Annotated in this window: 34 protein-coding genes; 1 reads left to right on the top strand and 33 read right to left on the bottom strand. The window is 38.5% G+C overall.

Annotation, left to right across the window (positions count from 1 at the left end):
- Positions 1-292: 292 nt before the first annotated feature.
- From hemG to KP712_RS08460, 6 genes are all read right to left on the bottom strand, one after another.
- The gene (gene hemG / locus KP712_RS08485) at positions 293-808 is read right to left on the bottom strand and encodes a menaquinone-dependent protoporphyrinogen IX dehydrogenase (protein ID WP_048952558.1); all 516 of its coding nucleotides are present in this window, start codon (positions 806-808) and stop codon (positions 293-295) included.
- Positions 808-2,271, bottom strand: a complete 1,464-nt coding sequence (locus KP712_RS08480; protein ID WP_048952557.1) for a TrkH family potassium uptake protein — start codon at positions 2,269-2,271, stop codon at positions 808-810. The genes hemG and KP712_RS08480 overlap by 1 nt, the downstream gene beginning before the upstream one ends.
- Positions 2,272-2,281: 10 nt before the next feature.
- Entirely contained in the window at positions 2,282-2,893 is a 612-nt protein-coding gene (locus tag KP712_RS08475) for a YigZ family protein (protein ID WP_048952556.1), read from the bottom strand.
- A 112-nt stretch (positions 2,894-3,005) separates the two neighbouring features.
- Positions 3,006-3,476: a hypothetical protein gene (locus KP712_RS08470; RefSeq protein ID WP_048952555.1), complete on the bottom strand. Its 471-nt coding sequence runs from the start codon at positions 3,474-3,476 to the stop codon at positions 3,006-3,008.
- A 73-nt stretch (positions 3,477-3,549) separates the two neighbouring features.
- A complete protein-coding gene (locus KP712_RS08465) occupies positions 3,550-4,959 on the bottom strand; it encodes a multicopper oxidase domain-containing protein (RefSeq protein ID WP_048952554.1) in 1,410 nt (469 codons plus the stop codon).
- Between the two features lies 1 nt (position 4,960).
- The gene (locus KP712_RS08460) at positions 4,961-5,683 is read right to left on the bottom strand and encodes a 1-acylglycerol-3-phosphate O-acyltransferase (protein WP_048952553.1); all 723 of its coding nucleotides are present in this window, start codon (positions 5,681-5,683) and stop codon (positions 4,961-4,963) included.
- A 127-nt stretch (positions 5,684-5,810) separates the two neighbouring features.
- Here KP712_RS08460 and lpxH point away from each other — a divergent pair, with 127 nt between their 5' ends.
- Positions 5,811-6,521 carry a UDP-2,3-diacylglucosamine diphosphatase gene (gene lpxH / locus KP712_RS08455; RefSeq protein ID WP_048952552.1) on the top strand — a complete coding sequence of 237 codons (711 nt, stop codon included), beginning with the start codon at positions 5,811-5,813 and terminating at the stop codon, positions 6,519-6,521.
- A gap of 139 nt (positions 6,522-6,660) precedes the next feature.
- Here the strand turns inward: lpxH and rplQ are convergent, their stop codons facing one another.
- From rplQ to rplC, 27 genes are all read right to left on the bottom strand, one after another.
- The gene (gene rplQ, locus KP712_RS08450; protein WP_048952551.1) at positions 6,661-7,047 is read right to left on the bottom strand and encodes a 50S ribosomal protein L17; all 387 of its coding nucleotides are present in this window, start codon (positions 7,045-7,047) and stop codon (positions 6,661-6,663) included.
- A gap of 40 nt (positions 7,048-7,087) precedes the next feature.
- Positions 7,088-8,077, bottom strand: coding sequence for a DNA-directed RNA polymerase subunit alpha (locus KP712_RS08445; RefSeq protein ID WP_005625865.1), 990 nt, complete (start codon positions 8,075-8,077; stop codon positions 7,088-7,090).
- A gap of 31 nt (positions 8,078-8,108) precedes the next feature.
- On the bottom strand, positions 8,109-8,729 hold the full coding sequence (gene rpsD, locus KP712_RS08440; protein WP_005625866.1) for a 30S ribosomal protein S4: 621 nt from the start codon (positions 8,727-8,729) through the stop codon (positions 8,109-8,111).
- A gap of 29 nt (positions 8,730-8,758) precedes the next feature.
- Positions 8,759-9,148, bottom strand: coding sequence for a 30S ribosomal protein S11 (gene rpsK, locus KP712_RS08435; protein WP_005543603.1), 390 nt, complete (start codon positions 9,146-9,148; stop codon positions 8,759-8,761).
- Between the two features lie 16 nt (positions 9,149-9,164).
- A complete protein-coding gene (gene rpsM / locus KP712_RS08430; protein ID WP_005625867.1) occupies positions 9,165-9,521 on the bottom strand; it encodes a 30S ribosomal protein S13 in 357 nt (118 codons plus the stop codon).
- Positions 9,522-9,662: 141 nt separating this feature from the next.
- On the bottom strand, positions 9,663-9,776 hold the full coding sequence (gene rpmJ / locus KP712_RS08425) for a 50S ribosomal protein L36 (RefSeq protein WP_005625868.1): 114 nt from the start codon (positions 9,774-9,776) through the stop codon (positions 9,663-9,665).
- A 28-nt stretch (positions 9,777-9,804) separates the two neighbouring features.
- Positions 9,805-11,130 (bottom strand): preprotein translocase subunit SecY, encoded by a 1,326-nt coding sequence (secY, locus tag KP712_RS08420; RefSeq protein ID WP_005625869.1) that lies wholly within the window; start codon positions 11,128-11,130, stop codon positions 9,805-9,807.
- Between the two features lie 7 nt (positions 11,131-11,137).
- Positions 11,138-11,572, bottom strand: a complete 435-nt coding sequence (rplO, locus tag KP712_RS08415) for a 50S ribosomal protein L15 (protein WP_048952549.1) — start codon at positions 11,570-11,572, stop codon at positions 11,138-11,140.
- Between the two features lie 3 nt (positions 11,573-11,575).
- Positions 11,576-11,755: a 50S ribosomal protein L30 gene (gene rpmD / locus KP712_RS08410; RefSeq protein ID WP_005543631.1), complete on the bottom strand. Its 180-nt coding sequence runs from the start codon at positions 11,753-11,755 to the stop codon at positions 11,576-11,578.
- Positions 11,756-11,761: 6 nt separating this feature from the next.
- Positions 11,762-12,262 (bottom strand): 30S ribosomal protein S5, encoded by a 501-nt coding sequence (rpsE, locus tag KP712_RS08405; protein ID WP_005625871.1) that lies wholly within the window; start codon positions 12,260-12,262, stop codon positions 11,762-11,764.
- A 14-nt stretch (positions 12,263-12,276) separates the two neighbouring features.
- Positions 12,277-12,630 (bottom strand): 50S ribosomal protein L18, encoded by a 354-nt coding sequence (rplR, locus tag KP712_RS08400; RefSeq protein WP_005625873.1) that lies wholly within the window; start codon positions 12,628-12,630, stop codon positions 12,277-12,279.
- A gap of 13 nt (positions 12,631-12,643) precedes the next feature.
- On the bottom strand, positions 12,644-13,177 hold the full coding sequence (gene rplF / locus KP712_RS08395) for a 50S ribosomal protein L6 (RefSeq protein WP_009500767.1): 534 nt from the start codon (positions 13,175-13,177) through the stop codon (positions 12,644-12,646).
- Positions 13,178-13,192: 15 nt separating this feature from the next.
- The gene (rpsH, locus tag KP712_RS08390; RefSeq protein WP_005625877.1) at positions 13,193-13,585 is read right to left on the bottom strand and encodes a 30S ribosomal protein S8; all 393 of its coding nucleotides are present in this window, start codon (positions 13,583-13,585) and stop codon (positions 13,193-13,195) included.
- 36 nt (positions 13,586-13,621) lie between these two features.
- A complete protein-coding gene (gene rpsN / locus KP712_RS08385) occupies positions 13,622-13,927 on the bottom strand; it encodes a 30S ribosomal protein S14 (RefSeq protein WP_005625879.1) in 306 nt (101 codons plus the stop codon).
- A gap of 11 nt (positions 13,928-13,938) precedes the next feature.
- Complete coding sequence (gene rplE / locus KP712_RS08380; protein WP_005625881.1) at positions 13,939-14,478, bottom strand: 50S ribosomal protein L5; 540 nt, start codon at positions 14,476-14,478, stop codon at positions 13,939-13,941.
- 17 nt (positions 14,479-14,495) lie between these two features.
- The gene (rplX, locus tag KP712_RS08375; protein WP_048952548.1) at positions 14,496-14,807 is read right to left on the bottom strand and encodes a 50S ribosomal protein L24; all 312 of its coding nucleotides are present in this window, start codon (positions 14,805-14,807) and stop codon (positions 14,496-14,498) included.
- Between the two features lie 10 nt (positions 14,808-14,817).
- A complete protein-coding gene (gene rplN, locus KP712_RS08370; RefSeq protein WP_005548786.1) occupies positions 14,818-15,189 on the bottom strand; it encodes a 50S ribosomal protein L14 in 372 nt (123 codons plus the stop codon).
- 232 nt (positions 15,190-15,421) lie between these two features.
- A complete protein-coding gene (gene rpsQ, locus KP712_RS08365; protein WP_005625886.1) occupies positions 15,422-15,679 on the bottom strand; it encodes a 30S ribosomal protein S17 in 258 nt (85 codons plus the stop codon).
- Positions 15,679-15,870, bottom strand: coding sequence for a 50S ribosomal protein L29 (gene rpmC, locus KP712_RS08360; RefSeq protein ID WP_005625888.1), 192 nt, complete (start codon positions 15,868-15,870; stop codon positions 15,679-15,681). Before rpmC ends, rpsQ begins: the two co-directional genes overlap by 1 nt.
- A complete protein-coding gene (gene rplP / locus KP712_RS08355; protein WP_005625890.1) occupies positions 15,870-16,280 on the bottom strand; it encodes a 50S ribosomal protein L16 in 411 nt (136 codons plus the stop codon). The genes rpmC and rplP overlap by 1 nt, the downstream gene beginning before the upstream one ends.
- 13 nt (positions 16,281-16,293) lie before the next feature.
- A complete protein-coding gene (gene rpsC / locus KP712_RS08350; protein WP_005625894.1) occupies positions 16,294-17,001 on the bottom strand; it encodes a 30S ribosomal protein S3 in 708 nt (235 codons plus the stop codon).
- A 17-nt stretch (positions 17,002-17,018) separates the two neighbouring features.
- Positions 17,019-17,351, bottom strand: a complete 333-nt coding sequence (rplV, locus tag KP712_RS08345) for a 50S ribosomal protein L22 (RefSeq protein ID WP_005625897.1) — start codon at positions 17,349-17,351, stop codon at positions 17,019-17,021.
- An 11-nt stretch (positions 17,352-17,362) separates the two neighbouring features.
- Complete coding sequence (gene rpsS / locus KP712_RS08340; RefSeq protein ID WP_005539416.1) at positions 17,363-17,638, bottom strand: 30S ribosomal protein S19; 276 nt, start codon at positions 17,636-17,638, stop codon at positions 17,363-17,365.
- 25 nt (positions 17,639-17,663) lie between these two features.
- The gene (rplB, locus tag KP712_RS08335) at positions 17,664-18,485 is read right to left on the bottom strand and encodes a 50S ribosomal protein L2 (RefSeq protein WP_005625898.1); all 822 of its coding nucleotides are present in this window, start codon (positions 18,483-18,485) and stop codon (positions 17,664-17,666) included.
- A 17-nt stretch (positions 18,486-18,502) separates the two neighbouring features.
- Positions 18,503-18,802, bottom strand: a complete 300-nt coding sequence (rplW, locus tag KP712_RS08330; RefSeq protein WP_005625900.1) for a 50S ribosomal protein L23 — start codon at positions 18,800-18,802, stop codon at positions 18,503-18,505.
- Positions 18,799-19,401, bottom strand: a complete 603-nt coding sequence (rplD, locus tag KP712_RS08325; protein WP_005625901.1) for a 50S ribosomal protein L4 — start codon at positions 19,399-19,401, stop codon at positions 18,799-18,801. The genes rplW and rplD overlap by 4 nt, the downstream gene beginning before the upstream one ends.
- 15 nt (positions 19,402-19,416) lie before the next feature.
- A complete protein-coding gene (rplC, locus tag KP712_RS08320) occupies positions 19,417-20,043 on the bottom strand; it encodes a 50S ribosomal protein L3 (RefSeq protein WP_005632753.1) in 627 nt (208 codons plus the stop codon).
- Positions 20,044-20,057 lie beyond the last annotated feature (14 nt).

Raw genomic sequence — 20,057 nt, 5'->3', positions numbered from 1 at the left:
CTACTTAAAAAAGTAATTATGAATTTTCAGTTAAGCACCTATTAAGACTTCAAAATTAAAATATTTTAAAACAAGTCAATCAACAAGTGCCCACACAGATTGTCTGATATATTGTTAAAGAGCAAAAAACAACGACGCACTTGGAAACTTAAAGACTTCACAACAGTGCGTCGTTGTGTGCGGTGCATTATAGGGATTTTCAAAACCCTTGCAAGTACTTTTTTGTAAAAATATTTAAAAAAATGATCTTTTGATTAAACCTCAATCAATTTATATAAATTTTTCTCCAAAGCTAAACGCCCATTTCATTAATTTGATTAGCGAATTTCTTCACTTTATCCCAATTTGTATATTCGATCTCTTTCTTAGGATCTGTCTCGCCACCAGTAATTTTCATAATAATCTGAATCATAACACGATCAATCCATCTGTATCGTGGATAAAAGAGTGCACCTGCAAATACTGCGGCTAATTTAGGTTTCCATTCTGTACGTTGTAAAAATTTACGTACATAAGTATTACTTTCTGGATTATCTTTGCCTTCTTTACGAGCAGTTAAATTAACCCCAAAAAAAACCGCACTTTTTTGTTCAAGTTGATAACGATTGCTTTCAACAAAGCGATAAAGCGCTTTATTAAAGTGCCCATATCGTATAGATGCACCAACTATTACACGATCAAAAGACTCAATCGTATAATTTTCCATTAATGCATCTACATAAACCTCTCCATCAATATATCTAGATAAAAAATCAGCAATTTTTTTCGTCTGTCCATCATGGCTTGAATATAATATTAACGTTTTCATTAGTTTTTCCAAAAAGTAGGTGTAAATAAAGCGAGAAGAGTAAAAATTTCAAGTCGCCCACATACCATTGCGATAATTAAAATCCACTTAGCACTATCGGGTATACTCACCATATTACTATTTACTTCCCCTAGTGCAGGTCCTAAATTATTTAGGGTTGCCAATACGGCATTAAAGGCATTAAAAGGGTCAACACCACAAGCAACGACACCAAGTAAACAGATAATAAACACTAGAAGATAAGCTGAAAAGAATGCCCAAATACTACCAATCACTCTTTCATCTAACACATTTCTTCCCCACTTGATGGGATAAACTAAATTAGGGTGAACAACACGTTTAAGTTCTCGTTTCCCTTGTAAATACAGTACAAGTATACGTGCAACACGTAAACCACCACCGACAGAACCAGCACAACCGCCCATAAATGAAGCCAATATTAAAAGAACAGGTACAAAAGAAGGCCAAACAGTGAAATCAGAAGTTGTATAGCCCGTTGTCGTTGAAATAGATACCGTCTGGAACAATACTTGCTCAAAATCTTTCCATGATGAAGTAAAATAATTATGACTCCACATCACTAATGTACAGATTATTACTAGTATAGTCTGGATACTTATAAAAAAACGAAATTCAGGGTCACGTAGATAAATCTTAAAAAAATTCTCATGGCCAATGGTCGAAAACGCACGAAAGTGTAATCCAAAATTACAGGCGGAAATCAGTAAAAATAATACGGTGATCAAATTAACTAATGGACTATTGAAATAGCCGATACTCGCATCATGAGTTGAAAAGCCACCGATTGAAACAGTAGAAAAGCTATGAGTTATAGCATCAAAAACTCCCATCCCAGCCAACCAATATGCTAATGCACAAAAAACAGTTAAAGAAATATAAATCACCCAAAGAACTTTTGCTGTTTCAGTAATCCTTGGTCTAATTTTTTGTTCTTTCATTGGCCCCGACATTTCAGCTCTATAAAGTTGCATCCCCCCCACACCTAATAATGGAATGATAGCTATTGCGAGTACAATAATTCCCATTCCACCAAGCCATTGCAAAAATTGACGATAAAATAACATCGCTTTTGGAAGGTTATCCAATCCTCTCATCACTGTTGCACCAGTTGTCGTTAATCCAGAAAAGGCTTCAAATGCTGCTGAAGCAACTGTTAAATTTAGTACATCAAATAATAAAAATGGTAACGTCGCTAAACCACCTAGAACAAACCAAAATGCGACAACAATTAAAAAACCATCACGAGAACGCAATTCTTGTTTGTAGTGATGGCAAGGCCACCAGAGCAGTACGCCAACAGTCAAGCTAAAAGTAAATGCCTGTATGAAAGCTTTTCCGCCTCCATCACCATAAATCAATGCAATGAATGCCGGAATAAGCATCGTTCCGGAAAAACAGATAATCAGGATACCAATAATTCGTATTATAGATAAAATATGCACAGTTATTCGCCTATTCAATTGATTTAATCACTAGTTTTCCCATTGATTTATCTCTCAATTCTCTAACAAAAGATTCAACCGTTTGTTTACTAATACCCAATGTTAAAAATACTTGGGACTGAAAATTTTGAGCTAATATTTCTACTTCATACTTATCACAAAGTAACTGTACTAGACTCAATTGACTATAATGACAATCTAAACCAAAAAGGGAACGTTCTACTCTTATTTCTGTTTCTAATAATTTCAATGCTTGCTGTACTCCATTACTATAGGCTCTAACTAATCCTCCTGTACCTAACAAAATTCCACCATAATAACGTACCACTATAGCGCTAATTTCACCAATATTACTACCTTGAAGAACACTAAGCATTGGTTTACCCGCCGAACCTGATGGTTCGCCGTCATCAGAAAAAGCACATTGTAAAGAATCTACTGGATTTCCCATTACCGCAGCCCAACAATGATGGCGCGCTGCTCTATGCTCTCGTTTAATCTCTTCCAAAAAAGCTTTAGCTTCAGCGATCCCTGTAGTCCTCTGTAAATAAGTGATAAAACGGCTTTTCTTAATTTCTTCTTCAAAAATAACCGAACTTTTAGGAACAAGATACGCAAACATATTATTTTTGTTCATTTTTGATTACATCGGTCGTCACTAAAACAAGTAATTTATCAAATACGATATATTCACAATAATAAAAAAACCCAGTAAAACCTGGGTTATCATCTAATTATTTCACAACCGTAAATGTTAAAGGACCATATTCCATCTCTCCTAACTTAATAAAGATAGTATATTTACCTCGAGGATCTTTTTGATCAAAACTCCAACAATTTATTACTAATTTCCCATCGTTTAAGGAATCGCGCTGACTCGTTATTGTATGTGTTTTTTTATCTTCAGATGAAGTTACCATTCCTATATCTGATGAAATATAAAAATTTGCTTTAGCTGGAGATGTAAAAATCTCTGTGGCTTGAACTTTCTTTCCAAATGAGCCATTTATTCGCCAGCATAATTGTTGTTTTTTAGAAGAACGTGAAATTTCTAATTTATCCAATAAAACTGGCAGTTTACTTGATACATCATAAACACCTAAATAAAGACGAGATTGTTGTTCTTGAGCATTTGGTGTTTCAGAAAGAGCCACCTGAGCACTTAGACTTGCTGATAATGCAGCAATAATTAAAGCTTTTTTCATCATTATACCCCTCTTAATAGAGGTACTGATTATACAAAAAATCGCACAAAAATCTACCGCACTTTCATTTCACTTACTGAACAACCATAACACCAATACATCCCATATCAGCTAACATTAAATTCGATACACCAAATAAAAATGGGTAATTATTTGAAGAAACCTGATCAAACCGAACTAATATATGTGTTTTTCCTTTTACCCAAACAGTATCTTTCCAGGCTAACTCATCCGCTTGATAAATATGATCATCCTGACTTTCTACGACAAATTTTGCCCCCTGAATAGTAAACCCCACAGGTAAATTAGCATTTAAAATCCAACGCTCTACCGTACCTTTTCGAACCACTACATCAATTCTTCTAGGATCAAAACGTCTTTGATTAATTAGCCCATTCGTCACATCAATATTGAACTCACGAATTTGCGCTATAGGTTGAACTAACATTTCTGGTGCATCTGTATCAAAAGTAAGATTTAATGTCTTGCTAAAAACTGTAGCTTCACCTTGTGCTCGTAACTCAATAACTGTATTATCCAGTAAATCATCACCACTGCTAAAAATATTTTTTATCTTATCTAACACGTCTCGTTTTTTACCATCAATCAATGAAACAGAATCAACCTCACTCATATTAATAAGTACTTCAACTCGTTCTCCTGGAGCAAGAATCACAGACTGAATACTTTTTGCCTTAGGTAAAAACCCCAGATCCTTAGCAATCAATAGCATACTCTGCTCATTATCTAGACGTAAATCATAAGCTCGCGCTAAAGATGCATTTAATAATCGTAAACGAACCCAACCACGAACAACATTTAAATAGGGTGCTTCTATACCGTTAACTAATAAACGATTTCCAACAAAATTTGGTTGATTTTGCTTAAAAAGTTGAAGGCCATTACTATTAAATGACATATCCTGTAAAATCAAAGGGATATCATCTACACCATATTTATGAGGAATATTCGCCTGAATACTTTGCTCATCTTCAACTAACCACATTCCTACAAGCCCTCGGTATGTTTGATAAGCCGAATTCGCTAATATAGAAGAACGGTACCAACACGTTGCCGCAGCTTGCTCAATCGGTACTATCGGAGCCCAAGTCTCGTCTTTTTTTAATACCCGAGCAGCACCTCCAAAAAGCTCCCCTGAAGCCTGCAACCCTTGAATGGACAAAGCTATCGATTGCGGCAAATTATTATGGTAATTTAGTTTAGCAAAATTAGTTGATTTGATTTTTATCGTTGGCCCCAAATAATTGCCATTGAATCCCCATGCTGTTACATTATGCTTTCCATCTAATTCATAATTAACTTCCTGCATAGTAAGCACTATTGGACGTCCTCGACGAACTTCTATCAAAGGTGGAACAATTAATTTATCACGTACAGCAGCCCATAATGGCATTGGTAAACTAAAAAGTGCAGCTGAAATAGTAGTATTTTTTAATAATTGACGACGAGAGAAAGTTTGCATTTTAATTCCTTTTCGCAATTTCCATATCTAGTTCAGCAATGCGTTTCTCCATCAAATCATGACAATAAGTAGCAAGATCACGCACATTATCTTTGTTGTAACCTGAAACATCAATAGGATCTAACATTTCACAAATCACTATTCCATTATTCCAACGATTTAAATTAATTTTATTGTGTGTTGTTGAACAAACAACTGGAATAATTGGTACCCCCGCAGAAATTGCTGCATGAAACGCCCCTGTCTTAAAAGGCAATAACCCACGGCCTCGACTACGAGTACCCTCTGGAAACATCCAAATAGACAAATTGTCTTCATTAATCCGGTGAGCAAGTTGCGCCATAGTACTATGAGCTTTAGTCCGATTCTCACGATCTAAAAATATATTACCTGTAATCCAATATAGGATCCCAAAAAAAGGAATCCAAATTAAACTTTTCTTACCAACACTCACAGTTCTCGGACGAACCATATAAGATATCGTCACCATATCATAATTATTTTGATGATTGCCAATATAAATAGCTGGACTTAATTTATTGATAGAATTTGGAAAACGATATTCTACTTTCAAACCAAACAACGGATGTAAGCGCCCAAACCAACGAGCCATAATCCCTACATTACTCGGATTTTTAAACCTAATAAATGAATAAACTGTACCCAATACACAAATCAGAATACAACAAACTGTAACAATAAAAATTCTAAGCAGTTTTAACATATCTTGATCCTATTTAATTTTTTAATTCACATCTATAGTTAATAAACTAAAATATAGTTATATTTTTCAAATTATAACAAATTAAGTTATAGTTTACGTCTATCTAGAAGAGATTAATGGAATATTTATGAAACATTCTTATTTTATTTCTGATTTGCATTTAAGTGAAACAAAACCTGAATTAACCGCACTTTTTATAAGCTTTATACAAAACATCGAACCAGAAACTGAACAAGTTTATATATTAGGTGATTTATTCGATTTCTGGGTTGGTGATGATGAACAGTCCCCACTAATTATAAAAATAAAGAACCTACTAAAATCCTTGCATGATAAAGGAGTGCAATGTTATTTCCAACATGGAAATCGCGATTTTCTTATTGGAGAGCGTTTTTCAAAAGAAACGGGAGTTGAATTATTACCAGAATACAAGCTCATCAATCTTTACGGAAAAAATATCTTACTATGTCATGGTGATAGCCTTTGTATTGATGACACTGCCTATCAGAAATTTCGTAACAAAGTTAATAATAAGTGGCTACAACGAACATTTCTATGTTTACCATTAAAACTTCGAATAAAAATTGCTGAAAAAATCCGCTCTAAAAGTAATCAAGATAAACAAAAAAAATCAGTAAAAATCATGGATGTAAATAAAACATTCACTATACAAAAAATGCAGGAGTTTAATGTGGATTTGCTAATTCACGGACATACCCATAGAGAAAATATTCATAAAGAAGAGGGAATGACTAGAATTGTGCTGGGAGACTGGCGCAAGGAATATGCATCTATCTTAGAGTTAAGAGAAGATTCTCTCATTCATTTTAAGAAATAATAATCATGGACTATTAAATAATTTTCTAAAAATCCATAAAAACATATTAGAAACTAACGCTCTTCTACTTTATATCATTAATTCTCTAAATATATAAAAAAACCCACTATAAAGTGGGTTTTTCTTAAAATATCAACTACTATTCCGCAGATGCTGCATCAACAACTTCTGGGCGGTCAACTAGCTCAATATATGCCATTGGAGCATTATCACCTGCACGGAAACCACATTTCAAGATGCGAGTGTAGCCACCTGCACGTTGAGCAAAACGTGGACCTAATTCATTGAATAATTTTGCAACAGTTTCAACGTTGCGAGTACGAGCGAATGCTAAACGACGGTTTGCAACGCTATCTACTTTTGCTAATGTAATTAACGGTTCAACTACACGGCGTAATTCTTTAGCTTTAGGCAAAGTAGTCTTAATGATTTCATGACTAACTAAAGCACTTGCTAAGTTACGAAACATCGCTTGGCGATGGCTGCTATTACGGTTTAGTTGACGACCACTCTTACGATGGCGCATGATCTTATCCTTCTCAGAAAAATCTTAACCTATGACCAAACTAGTCTTCAGCAATACTTGCTGGTGGCCAATTTTCAAGGCGCATACCAAGTGACAAGCCACGTGAAGCGAGCACATCCTTAATTTCAGTAAGAGATTTCTTACCAAGATTAGGTGTTTTTAATAATTCAACTTCTGTACGTTGTACTAAATCACCGATATAATGAATTGTTTCTGCTTTCAAACAGTTAGCAGAACGAACTGTCAACTCTAAATCATCTACAGGACGTAATAAAATCGGATCAAATTCCGGTTTTTCTTCCTTAATTTCAGGTTGACGAACATCACGCAAATCAACGAATGCATCGAGTTGCTCTGCTAAGATTGTTGCAGCACGACGAATTGCTTCTTCAGGCTCAAGCGTACCATTAGTTTCTAACTCAATAACAAGTTTATCTAGATCAGTACGTTGTTCAACACGAGCTGCTTCAACATTATATGCAATGCGATCAACTGGGCTATAACAAGCGTCAACAAGTAAGCGGCCAATTGGACGCTCCTCTGCTTGACTATGAGTGCGAGCTGAAGCTGGAACATATCCTCTACCACGCTGAACTCGAATACGCATACTGATTGATGCATTTTCGTCAGTTAAGTGACAGATTACATGATTCGGATTCACAATTTCAACATCACCATCATGGGTGATATCCGCTGCAACAACAGGGCCAATTCCAGATTTATTTAGTGTCAGAATAACATCATCTTTATTCTGTACTTTAACCGCTAGACCTTTAAGGTTTAAAAGAACTTCAAGAATATCCTCTTGAACACCTTCCTTACTACTATATTCGTGCAATACGCCATCAATTTCCACTTCAGTTACAGCACAACCTGGCATTGAAGACAGAAGGATACGACGTAATGCATTACCTAGAGTATGGCCAAAACCACGCTCTAACGGCTCTAAGATCACTTTAGCATGAGTTGAACTAATTTGTTCAATATCTACTAAACGTGGTTTTAAAAATTCTGTAACAGAACCCTGCATTTTATCCTCTCTTTGCTTTTAAGCTTAACTATTATTTAGAGTAAAGCTCAACGATCAGATGTTCGTTAATATCTGCTGATAAATCAGAACGCTCAGGAACACGTTTGAACACACCTTCCATTTTTGCAGAATCAACTTCTAACCATGTTGGTTTTTCTCTTTGTTCTGCTAATTCTAATGATGCTTTAATACGTGCTTGTTTTTTAGATTTCTCACGAACAGCAACAACATCATTTACAGAAACTTGGAAAGATGGAATGTTAACAACACGACCATTTACAACAATCGCTTTATGGCTCACTAATTGGCGAGCTTCTGCACGAGTTGCAGCAAATCCCATGCGATAAACAACGTTATCCAATCTACCTTCTAATAACACTAATAAATTTTCACCAGTGTTACCTTTTAAACGGTTTGCTTCTTTATAGTAGTTACGGAATTGACGTTCTAAAATACCATAGATACGACGAACTTTTTGTTTTTCACGTAATTGACTACCATAGTCAGACAAACGCGGTTTACGAGCACCATGTTGACCAGGTGCTGTATCAATTTTACATTTTGAATCAATCGCACGCACGCCTGATTTAAGAAATAAATCAGTACCTTCACGACGGCTGAGCTTGAGTTTTGGACCCAAATATCTTGCCATTTTCTTTCTCCAACTATCCTATATACGTCTTAAACGCGACGTTTTTTCGGTGGACGACAACCGTTATGAGGAATCGGAGTCACATCAGTAATATTCGTGATACGGAAACCCGCTGCGTTTAACGCGCGAATTGTAGATTCACGACCTGGACCCGGACCTTTAACCATAACTTCCAAGTTCTTTAAGCCGAATTCTTTAACAATTTCAGCACAACGTTCAGCAGCAACTTGCGCAGCGAACGGGGTAGATTTACGAGAACCACGGAAACCTGAACCACCTGCAGTCGCCCATGCTAGAGCGTTACCTTGACGGTCAGTAATAGTAACGATTGTATTATTGAAAGATGCGTGAATATGTGCTACGCCATCTACGACTTGTTTTTTTACACGTTTACGTGCACGAACTGGTGTTTTAGCCATTCTTTATTTACCCCGACTATTTTTTGATCGGCTTACGTGGACCCTTACGGGTACGCGCATTAGTTTTAGTACGTTGACCACGTACCGGTAAACTACGACGGTGACGTAAACCACGATAACAACCTAAGTCTAAAAGACGTTTGATGTTTAGTGTTACTTCACGACGTAAATCACCTTCAACGGTAAATTTACCAACTTCGTCACGCAGTTTGTCAATCTGCTCTTCAGACAATTCTCTGATCTTAACATCTTCAGCAATACCCGCTGCAGCACAAATAGCTTTTGAACGAGTCTTACCAATACCGTAAATTGCAGTTAAAGCGATTACAGCGTGTTTGTGATCAGGAATGTTAATGCCTGCAATACGGGCCACTATGCACTCCTATTATTTTAACTAATTTGGTATTCTGATCTTGAAAAGCCCGTTTTCAGGATACTCAAACAGAATACCAAGGACATAAATGAGTTGAGCAGTATAACTGCTCAACTGGTTCTTTGCAAGAAAAAATATGAATTAACCTTGACGTTGTTTATGCTTAGGATCGCTGCACAATACACGTACAACACCTTCACGTTTAACAATTTTACAGTTACGACACATTTTCTTTACGGAAGCACGAACTTTCATTGCTTATCCTTTTCTACTAAATGAACAATTATTGTCCAAAACCTTTAAGGTTTGCTTTTTTCAACGCAGACTCATATTGAGACGACATTAAGTGACTCTGAACCTGCACGATGAAATCCATAATTACAACGACTACAATTAAAAGAGATGTTCCACCGAAGTAAAATTTAACATCCCAAGCCGATGTCATAATATAAGGAACTAAACACACAAACGTTACATAAAGACCGCCAATCAGTGTAAGACGAGTCATAACTTTATCAATATAACGAGAGGTTTGTTCCCCTGGTCTAATTCCTGGAATAAATGCACCAGATTTTTTTAGATTATCTGCTGTATCTCGCGGATTATACTGCATTGCAGTGTAAAAGAAGCTAAAGAAAATAATTGCTACAGCATAAACAAGTAAATAAAGAGGCTGACCAGGATTCAACAACATAGATAAGTTATTTAACCACTCAAACTTATCATTTTGTCCAAACCATTGAGTTAAGGTAGCTGGAAATAAAATAATACTTGAGGCAAAAATTGCCGGCATTACGTTTGCCATATTTACTTTCAATGGTAAATGTGTCGAATGACCACCTAAAATTTGACGACCTTGTTGACGCTTTGCATATTCAACGCGAATTCTGCGCTGTCCTCTTTCAACAAAAACAACGAAATAAGTTACTGCAAATACAATAGCTGCGATCAGAAGAAGCACTAATGGATGCATCTGTCCTTGACGAGCCTGCTCAATAGTTTGAAGTATAGCTGATGGTAAACCAGCTACGATACCGCCAAAAACAAGAATTGAAATACCGTTACCAATACCTCTTTCAGTAATTTGTTCACCTAACCACATGAGGAACATAGTTCCAGTTACTAAGCTAACAACTGAAGTGAAGTAAAAGCCAAATCCAACATTTGGCACTAAGCCAGGTAACATATTTGGTAAACCTGTTGAAATAGCTACTGCCTGAATGGTCGCAAAAACAACTGTCGCATACCGAGTATACTTAGAAATTTTACGTTGACCAGCAGCACCTTCTTTCTTTAATTCTGCTAAAGCAGGAGAAACCGTTGCAAGCAACTGAATTACAATAGATGCCGAGATATACGGCATAATACCTAATGCTAAGATAGATGCACGGCTTAATGCACCACCAGAGAACATGTTAAACATGTCAATGATGGTGCCTTTTTGTTGTTCAACTAATTGAGCTAGCACAGCCGCATCAATACCAGGAACCGGAATGAAAGAACCAATTCGGTAAACGATAAGCGCACCTAAAACGAAAAGTAATCGGCTTTTTAATTCACCTTTACCGCTATTAGTACTTCTTGCTTGATAACCTGGTTGTTTAGCCATTTGCTAATTATTCCTCAACTGAACCGCCAGCAGCTTCAATTGCTGCTTTTGCACCCTTAGTTACACGCAAACCACGAACTGTTACTGCAGATTTCACTTCACCCGCTAAAACTACTTTAGCGAATTGGATATCTTTAGTTAAGATATTTGCTGCTTTTAATGTTTCTAAGGTTACTACATTACCTTCAACTTTGGTTAACTCATTCAAACGAACTTCTGCAGTTACTGCAGCCTTCATTGAAGTAAAACCAAATTTTGGTAAACGACGGTATAACGGCATTTGACCACCTTCGAAACCGCGACGAACACCGCCACCAGTACGAGATTTTTGACCTTTATGACCACGGCCACCAGTCTTGCCTAAACCTGAACCAATACCACGACCGAGGCGTTTAACGCTATGCTTTGCACCTTCAGCCGGAGATAGAGTATTTAAACGCATCTCTTACTCCTCCACTTTAACCATGTATGAAACTTGGTTAATCATACCACGTACTGCAGGCGTATCAATTAACTCAACAGTGTGGTGCATATGGCGAAGACCAAGACCACGCAAGGTAGCTTTATGCTTCGGTAAACGAGCAATTGAGCTACGAACTTGTGTTACTTTAATAGTTTTAGCCATTATTCATTACCCCAAGATTTCATCAACAGTTTTACCGCGTTTTGCAGCAACCATTTCTGGTGATTTCATGTTTGCTAACGCATCAATAGTTGCACGAACAACGTTAATTGGGTTGGTAGAACCATACGCTTTAGAAAGAACGTTACGTACACCTGCAACTTCCAATACTGCACGCATTGCACCACCAGCGATGATACCTGTACCTTCGCTTGCTGGTTGCATAAATACACGTGAACCAGTATGAACACCTTTAACTGGATGCTGTAATGTACCTTCATTCAAAGCAACGTTAATCATATTACGACGTGCTTTTTCCATTGCTTTTTGGATCGCTGCTGGAACTTCGCGTGCTTTACCATAACCAAAACCTACTCGGCCATTACCATCGCCCACCACAGTTAATGCAGTGAAACTCATAATACGACCACCTTTTACAGTTTTTGATACACGGTTTACTGCGATTAGCTTCTCTTGCAGTTCACCAACTTGTTTTTCGATGTTTGACATCTCAATTTACCTCATTAGAACTGTAGACCAGCTTCACGTGCAGCGTCCGCTAAAGTTTGGACACGACCATGATATTTAAAACCGGAACGATCAAAAGCAACAGCTTGAACGCCTTTTGCTAATGCGCGTTCTGCAACAGCTTTACCTACTGCAGCAGCAGCATCTTTATTACCGGTGTATTTTACTTGCTCACGAATTGCTTTCTCAACAGTTGAAGCAGCGGCAAGCACTTCTGAACCGTTTGGTGCAATAACTTGTGCATAAATATGACGTGGAGTGCGGTGAATAACTAAACGAGTTACACCTTGCTCTCTCATCATATGACGAGCACGAGCTGCACGACGGATACGAGCTGATTTCTTATCCATAGTGTTACCTTAATTATTTCTTCTTAGCCTCTTTGATACGTACCACTTCATCAGCGTAACGTACCCCTTTACCTTTATAAGGTTCAGGACGGCGATAAGCACGAATATCTGCTGCAACTTGACCGATCAACTGTTTGTCTGCACCTTTCAACACGATTTCGGTTTGAGATGGACATTCTGCAGTAATACCTGCCGGCAAAGTGTGCTCTACTGGGTGAGAATAGCCTAAACTTAATGCAATTGCATTGCCTTTAAGTTGAGCTCTGTAACCTACACCCACCAATACTAATTTTTTAGTGAAACCTTCAGTAACACCGATAACCATAGCATTAACTAATGCACGAGCAGTACCCGATTGAGCATTTGCTTCAACAAAACCTTCACGTGGAGTGAACGTAAATTGTCCGTTATCTTGTTTTACTTCAACTGATTCATGAATTGTGCGAGATAACTCGCCATTTTTACCTTTTACTGTTAATAGCTGACCGTCGAGTTTAACTTCAACGCCGGCAGGAATATTAACAGGTGCCTTTGCAACACGAGACATTTTCCTACCTCTCTATTAAGCTACATAACAGATGATCTCACCGCCTAAACCTGCTTGACGAGCAGCGCGGTCAGTCATAACACCTTTAGATGTAGAAATAACTGCAACACCTAAACCGCCCATAACTTTTGGTAATTCATCTTTACGTTTGTAAATACGAAGACCAGGACGACTTACACGTTGGATGCTTTCTACAACTGGTTTGCCTTGGAAATATTTTAAAGTAATTTCCAATTCAGGTTTAGCACCTTCTAAAACTTTTACGCTTTCGATATAACCTTCAGCAGCTAATACGTTGGCAATTGCCACTTTTAGCTTGGAAGAAGGCATATTGATTGCAACTTTGTTCGCAGCTTGACCGTTACGAATACGGGTCAGCATATCTGCGATTGGATCTTGCATACTCATTGTACTTTTTCTCCGATTCCAAAATAAAGTGGTATATTACCAGCTCGCTTTTTTAAGGCCTGGGATTTCACCGCGCATTGCAGCTTCACGAACCTTAATTCGGCTTAAACCAAACTTACGTAAAACGCCATGAGGACGTCCAGTTTGGCGGCAACGGTTACGTTGACGAGATGGGCTAGAATCACGTGGTAAAGTTTGTAACTTTAACACTGCATCCCAACGATCTTCATCAGAGGCATTGACATCAGAAATGATTTTCTTTAATTCAACACGTTTTGCGTAGAATTTTTCAGCCAATTTAACGCGTTTTACATCGCGTGCTTTCATTGATTGTTTAGCCATTATAACCTGCCTTATTTACGGAATGGGAAATTAAAGGCAGCAAGTAGTGCTTGACCTTCTTCATCATTCTTAGCAGTAGTTGTGATAGTGATATCTAAACCACGTACACGATCTACTTTATCGTAATCGATTTCAGGGAAGATGATTTGTTCACGCACACCCATGCTATAGTTACCACGACCATCGAATGATTTCGCGCTTAAACCGCGGAAGTCACGAATACGTGGAACAGCAATTGTAATTAAACGTTCAAAGAACTCCCACATACGCTCACCGCGTAGTGTTACTTTACAACCGATTGGATATCCCTGACGGATTTTAAAGCCAGCAACAGATTTACGAGCTTTAGTTACTAAAGGTTTTTGACCGCTGATTGCTGCTAAGTCCGCTACTGCGTTGTCTAGCAATTTTTTGTCGGTCAATGCTTCACCCACACCCATATTCAGGGTAATCTTTTCGATTCGTGGGACTTGCATGACAGATTTGTAGCCGAATTTATTTTTTAATTCGCTTACTACTTGATCTCTGTAGTAATCATGCAGTTTCGCCATCGCATTACTCCAGTTTGTTAGATAATTTCATTGTTAGATTTGAAGAAACGTACTTTTTTGCCGTCTTCGAATCTAAAACCTACACGGTCAGCTTTATTTGTTTTAGGATTGAAAATCGCAACATTTGAAACGTCAATTGCAGCTTCTTTTTTCACTAAACCACCAGCTTTTCCTAATGCAGGAACTGGTTTTTCATGTTTAGTAATAATGTTGATACCTTCAACAAACACTTTACCGTTTGGTAACACTTTAGTTACCTTGCCACGTTTGCCCTTATCTTTACCAGTAAGAACAATTACTTCATCATTTTGACGGATTTTAGCAGCCATTACATTCCCCTTACAGTACTTCTGGAGCTAAAGAAATGATCTTCATGAATTTCTCAGAACGAAGTTCACGAGTCACTGGTCCAAAAATACGAGTACCGATTGGTTGCTCAGTGTTATTATTTAAAATTACACAAGCGTTACCATCGAAACGAATAACTGAGCCATCTGGGCGACGAACACCCTTCTTGGTGCGCACAACAACTGCTTTTAATACATCACCTTTTTTTACTTTACCGCGTGGAATTGCTTCTTTTACAGTAATTTTGATGATGTCACCAATCGCAGCATAACGACGGTGCGATCCACCTAGAACCTTGATACACATTACGCTGCGAGCGCCTGAATTATCAGCAACATCCAGCATAGTCTGTTCTTGGATCATATTAGTGCTCCGTTAAGATTAAAAAAACACCCTTTCGGGACGAACCTATCCGCACTACTCGGATAGAACGGCGGATAGGTAGCGGATTTTATCAAAAGAAAAAGAGAAAGGCAATGATAATTTACCTTTATCCTCTAAACCCATTTACTAAAAGTGCGGTTGAAATTTACAATACTTAAATGTAAAAAAGCCAATGGAATTAACCATTGGCCTTTTATTGTTACATTGTGAATTAAGCGATTACCGCTTTCTCAACAACACGAACTAAAGTCCAAGATTTGGTTTTTGATAGAGGGCGACATTCGCGAATCTCTACAGTATCACCAACTTTGGCTTCATTGTTCTCATCGTGTACGTGTAATTTAGTTGTACGACGGATAAATTTACCATATAAAGGGTGTTTTACCTTACGTTCAATAGCAACAACGAAAGATTTTTCCATTTTGTCGCTAACAACTTTACCTTGTACGCTACGAATTTTATCAGTCATTACTCACCCGCCTTTTCGGTTAATACAGTTTTTACACGTGCAATATCACGACGCACTTGTTTAGCCTGATGGGTTTGTTGAAGCTGACCGGTGGCTGTCTGCATACGCAACTTGAATTGTTCACCTAAAAGGTTTACTAATTCAGCATTCAGCTCTTCAACACTTTTTGTACGTAAATCTTGAGCTTTCATTACATCACCGTCTTAGTTACGAAAGTGGTCTTAACTGGCAATTTAGCAGCTGCTAATGCAAATGCGTTTCTTGCTACTTCTTCAGACACACCATCCATTTCATAAAGCACTTTACCCGGTTGGATTAAGGCTACCCAGTACTCAACGTTACCTTTACCTTTACCCATACGGACTTCTAATGGTTTTTCAGTAATTGGTTTATCTGGGAATACACGAATCCAGATTTTACCTTGACGTTTTACTGCACGTGACATTGCACGACGTGCCGCTTCGATTTGACGAGCGGTTAAACGACAACGACCAACTGCTTTTAAACCGTAAGTACCGAAGCTAACTTCAGTACCGCCCGCGATACCACGGTTGCGGCCTTTGTGAACTTTACGGAATTTTGTACGTTTTGGTTGCAACATTTAGCGTTTCTCCTTACTTACGACCTTTACCGCGAGGAGCCTTTTTAGGCTTGTCGGCAGGTTGTTGTTCTGATTGCGCAACGGCAGCCATTCCACCAAGAATTTCACCTTTGAAGATCCATACTTTAACGCCGATTACGCCGTAAGTTGTATGAGCTTCTGCAGTGTTATAATCGATGTCCGCACGAAGAGTATGTAGAGGTACACGACCTTCACGATACCATTCTGAACGTGCGATTTCTGCACCACCTAAACGACCACTAACCTCAACTTTGATACCTTTAGCACCTAAACGCATTGCGCTTTGTACCGCACGTTTCATTGCACGACGGAACATTACGCGACGTTCTAATTGAGAAGCGATGCTATCTGCAACTAATTTCGCATCTAATTCAGGTTTTTTCACTTCAGCAATGTTGATTTGAGCAGGAACACCAGCGATTTTAGACACTGCGTTACGTAATTTTTCAACATCTTCGCCTTTTTTACCGATTACGATACCAGGACGAGCTGTGTGAATAGTTACACGAATACTTTTAGCTGGACGCTCAATAGTAATACGTGAAACTGAAGCATTTGCTAATTCTTTATTTAAGAATTTGCGTACTTTGAAATCGCCTTCAAGATTGTCAGCGAAGTCTTGTGTATTCGCGAACCAAGTAGAGCTCCAAGGTTTAACAATACCTAGGCGAATACCATGTGGATGTACTTTTTGACCCATTGCTATTCCTCTACTTATTAACGATCTGACACAACCACAGTAATGTGGCTAGTACGTTTTAAAATACGATCTGCACGACCTTTAGCACGTGGCATAACACGTTTCATGCTAGGACCTTCATCAACGAAGATTTTAGCAACTTTAAGATCATCGATATCTGCACCGTCATTGTGCTCTGCGTTTGCAATAGCTGACTCTAAAACTTTCTTCACTAAAGCTGCTGCTTTTTTGTTAGTGAAAGTTAAGATTTCTAATGCTTGCGCAACTTTTTTACCACGAATTAAATCGGCAACTAAGCGAGCTTTTTGGGCAGAAGTGCGAGCGTAACGATGTTTTGCGATAGTTTCCATCTATTTACCTCTTATTTCTTAGCTTTCTTATCTGCCGCGTGACCGCGGTATGTACGAGTCGGTGCAAATTCACCAAGCTTATGACCGATCATTTCATCAGATACATAAACAGGAACGTGCTGACGACCATTATGGACTGCGATGGTCAATCCGATCATTGATGGAATGATCATTGAACGACGGGACCAAGTTTTGATTGGTTTTTTATCCCCGCTTTCCACCGCCTTCTCTACCTTCTTCAACAAGTGTAGGTCAAGGAAAGGACCCTTCTTGAGAGAACGTGGCATGGCTAATCCTCTTTAATTTAATCTATTATTTGCCACGACGACGTACGATATATTTATCAGTACGTTTGTTGTGACGAGTTTTCTTACCTTTGGTTTGAACGCCCCAAGGAGTTACTGGGTGTTTACCAAAGTTACGACCTTCACCACCACCATGTGGGTGATCTACTGGGTTCATTGCAGTACCACGAACTGTAGGGCGAATACCTCTCCAGCGGTTAGCACCAGCTTTACCCAATACGCGAAGCATATGTTCTGAGTTACCAACTTCACCGATTGTTGCAACACATTCAGCTAATACTTTACGCATTTCGCCAGAACGTAAACGTAAAGTTACATAGTTGCCTTCACGTGCGATGATTTGTACATAAGCACCAGCAGAACGAGCGATTTGACCGCCTTTACCTGGTTTTAATTCAACGTTATGTACTGTTGAACCAACTGGGATATTACGCATTGGTAATGAGTTACCCACTTTAATTGGTGAGTTTACGCCAGCTTGGATTTGATCGCCTACTGACAGACCTTTAGGTGCTAAGATATAACGGCGTTCACCATCTTTATAAAGCACTAAAGCAATGTTAGCAGAACGGTTTGGATCATATTCTAAACGCTCAACAACCGCTGGGATGTCTAACTTGTTACGTTTGAAATCGATTAAACGGTAGTGTTGTTTGTGACCGCCACCAATGTGACGAGTAGTAATACGACCATAGTTGTTACGACCACCAGTTTTAGACTTAGTATCTAGAAGAGGTGCGTAAGGTTTACCCTTGTGTAATTCAGGGTTCACGATTTTAACAACGTGACGACGACCAGCGGAGGTCGGCTTACATTTAACGATAGCCATTCTCTAATTTCCTCCGATTACTCTGCACTGTCCACGAAGTCCAAGTTTTGGCCTTCGGCTAAAGTTACATAAGCTTTTTTCCAGTCGCTGCGACGACCCATTTTGCTACCACGGCGTTTAGTTTTACCTTTAACAACCACGGTACGAACAGAGTCAACTTTTACTTCAAATAATTGAGCAACAGCAGCAGCAATTTCAGCTTTGTTCGCATCTAAAGCAACTTTAAGTACAACAGTGTTAGATTTTTCAGCATTGTTAGTTGCTTTTTCAGAGATGTGCGGTGCACGTAGCACGCTTAGCAAACGTTCTTGACTCATGCTAGGATCTCCTCAATTTGTTTCACAGCGTCAACAGTAACAATCACTTTATCGAAAGCGATTAAGCTAACTGGATCGATACCTTGAACATCACGTACATCAACTTTGTATAAGTTACGTGCTGCTAAGAATAGATTTTCATCTAAACTTGCTGTGATAATTAATGCATCTTCAACTGCTAAATCTTTTAATTTTTGTACTAAAACTTTAGTTTTTGGTGCATCTAATTCGAATTTTTCAACAACAACCAAACGGTCTTGACGAACTAATTCAGAAAGAATGCTTTTGATAGCACCACGGTACATTTTCTTGTTCACTTTTTGGCTGTGATCTTGTGGTTTAGCCGCGAAGGTTATACCACCAGAACGCCAGATTGGTGATTTGATATCACCAGCACGAGCACGACCTGTACCTTTTTGACGCCAAGGTTTTTTACCTGAACCAGACACTTCAGCACGAGTTTTTTGCGCACGAGTACCTTGACGCGCACCTGCTGCATAAGCAACAACAACTTGGTGGATCAACGCTTCGTTAAACTCACGTCCGAAGGTAGTTTCAGAAACAGTTAGTGCGTTTGCACCTACAACTTGTAATTCCATCTCTATCTCCTAGACTTATGCTTTAACTGCTGGCTTAACGATAACATCGCCATTGATAGCACCAGGTACAGAACCTTTTACTAATAGCAATTTACGCTCAGCATCTACACGAACAACTTCAAGTGATTGAACAGTTACACGTTCAGCACCTAAATGTCCTGCCATTTTTTTACCTTTAAACACACGACCTGGAGTTTGGTTTTGACCAATAGAACCAAGTACACGATGTGATAAAGAGTTACCATGAGTCGCATCTTGAGTACGGAAGTTCCAACGTTTAACACCACCTTGGAAACCTTTACCTTTAGAAGTACCGGTAACATCTACTTTTTTAACATCTGCAAAGATGTCAACATTGATTTCTTGACCTAAAGTGAATTCTTCACCTTCAGTACGAAATTCCCATAAACCGCGACCAGCTTCAACACCTGCTTTCACGAAATGGCCTGCTTCAGGTTTAGTTACACGATTCGCTTTTTTAGAACCAGTAGTAACTTGAACTGCAGTATAGCCATCGTTTTCAAGAGTTTTAACTTGAGTTACGCGGTTGGCTTCGATTTCGATAACGGTAACTGGTACAGAAACACCGTCTTCATTGAAGATACGGGTCATACCAACTTTACGACCGACTAAACCAATCATTGTAATAACCTCTT

It is taken from the genome of Haemophilus sp. SZY H68 (assembly GCF_018829685.1).
Classification (GTDB): domain Bacteria; phylum Pseudomonadota; class Gammaproteobacteria; order Enterobacterales; family Pasteurellaceae; genus Haemophilus; species Haemophilus haemolyticus_K.
Note: the sequence above shows the minus strand (reverse complement) of the source record. Positions and strands in the feature narration are given on the sequence as shown.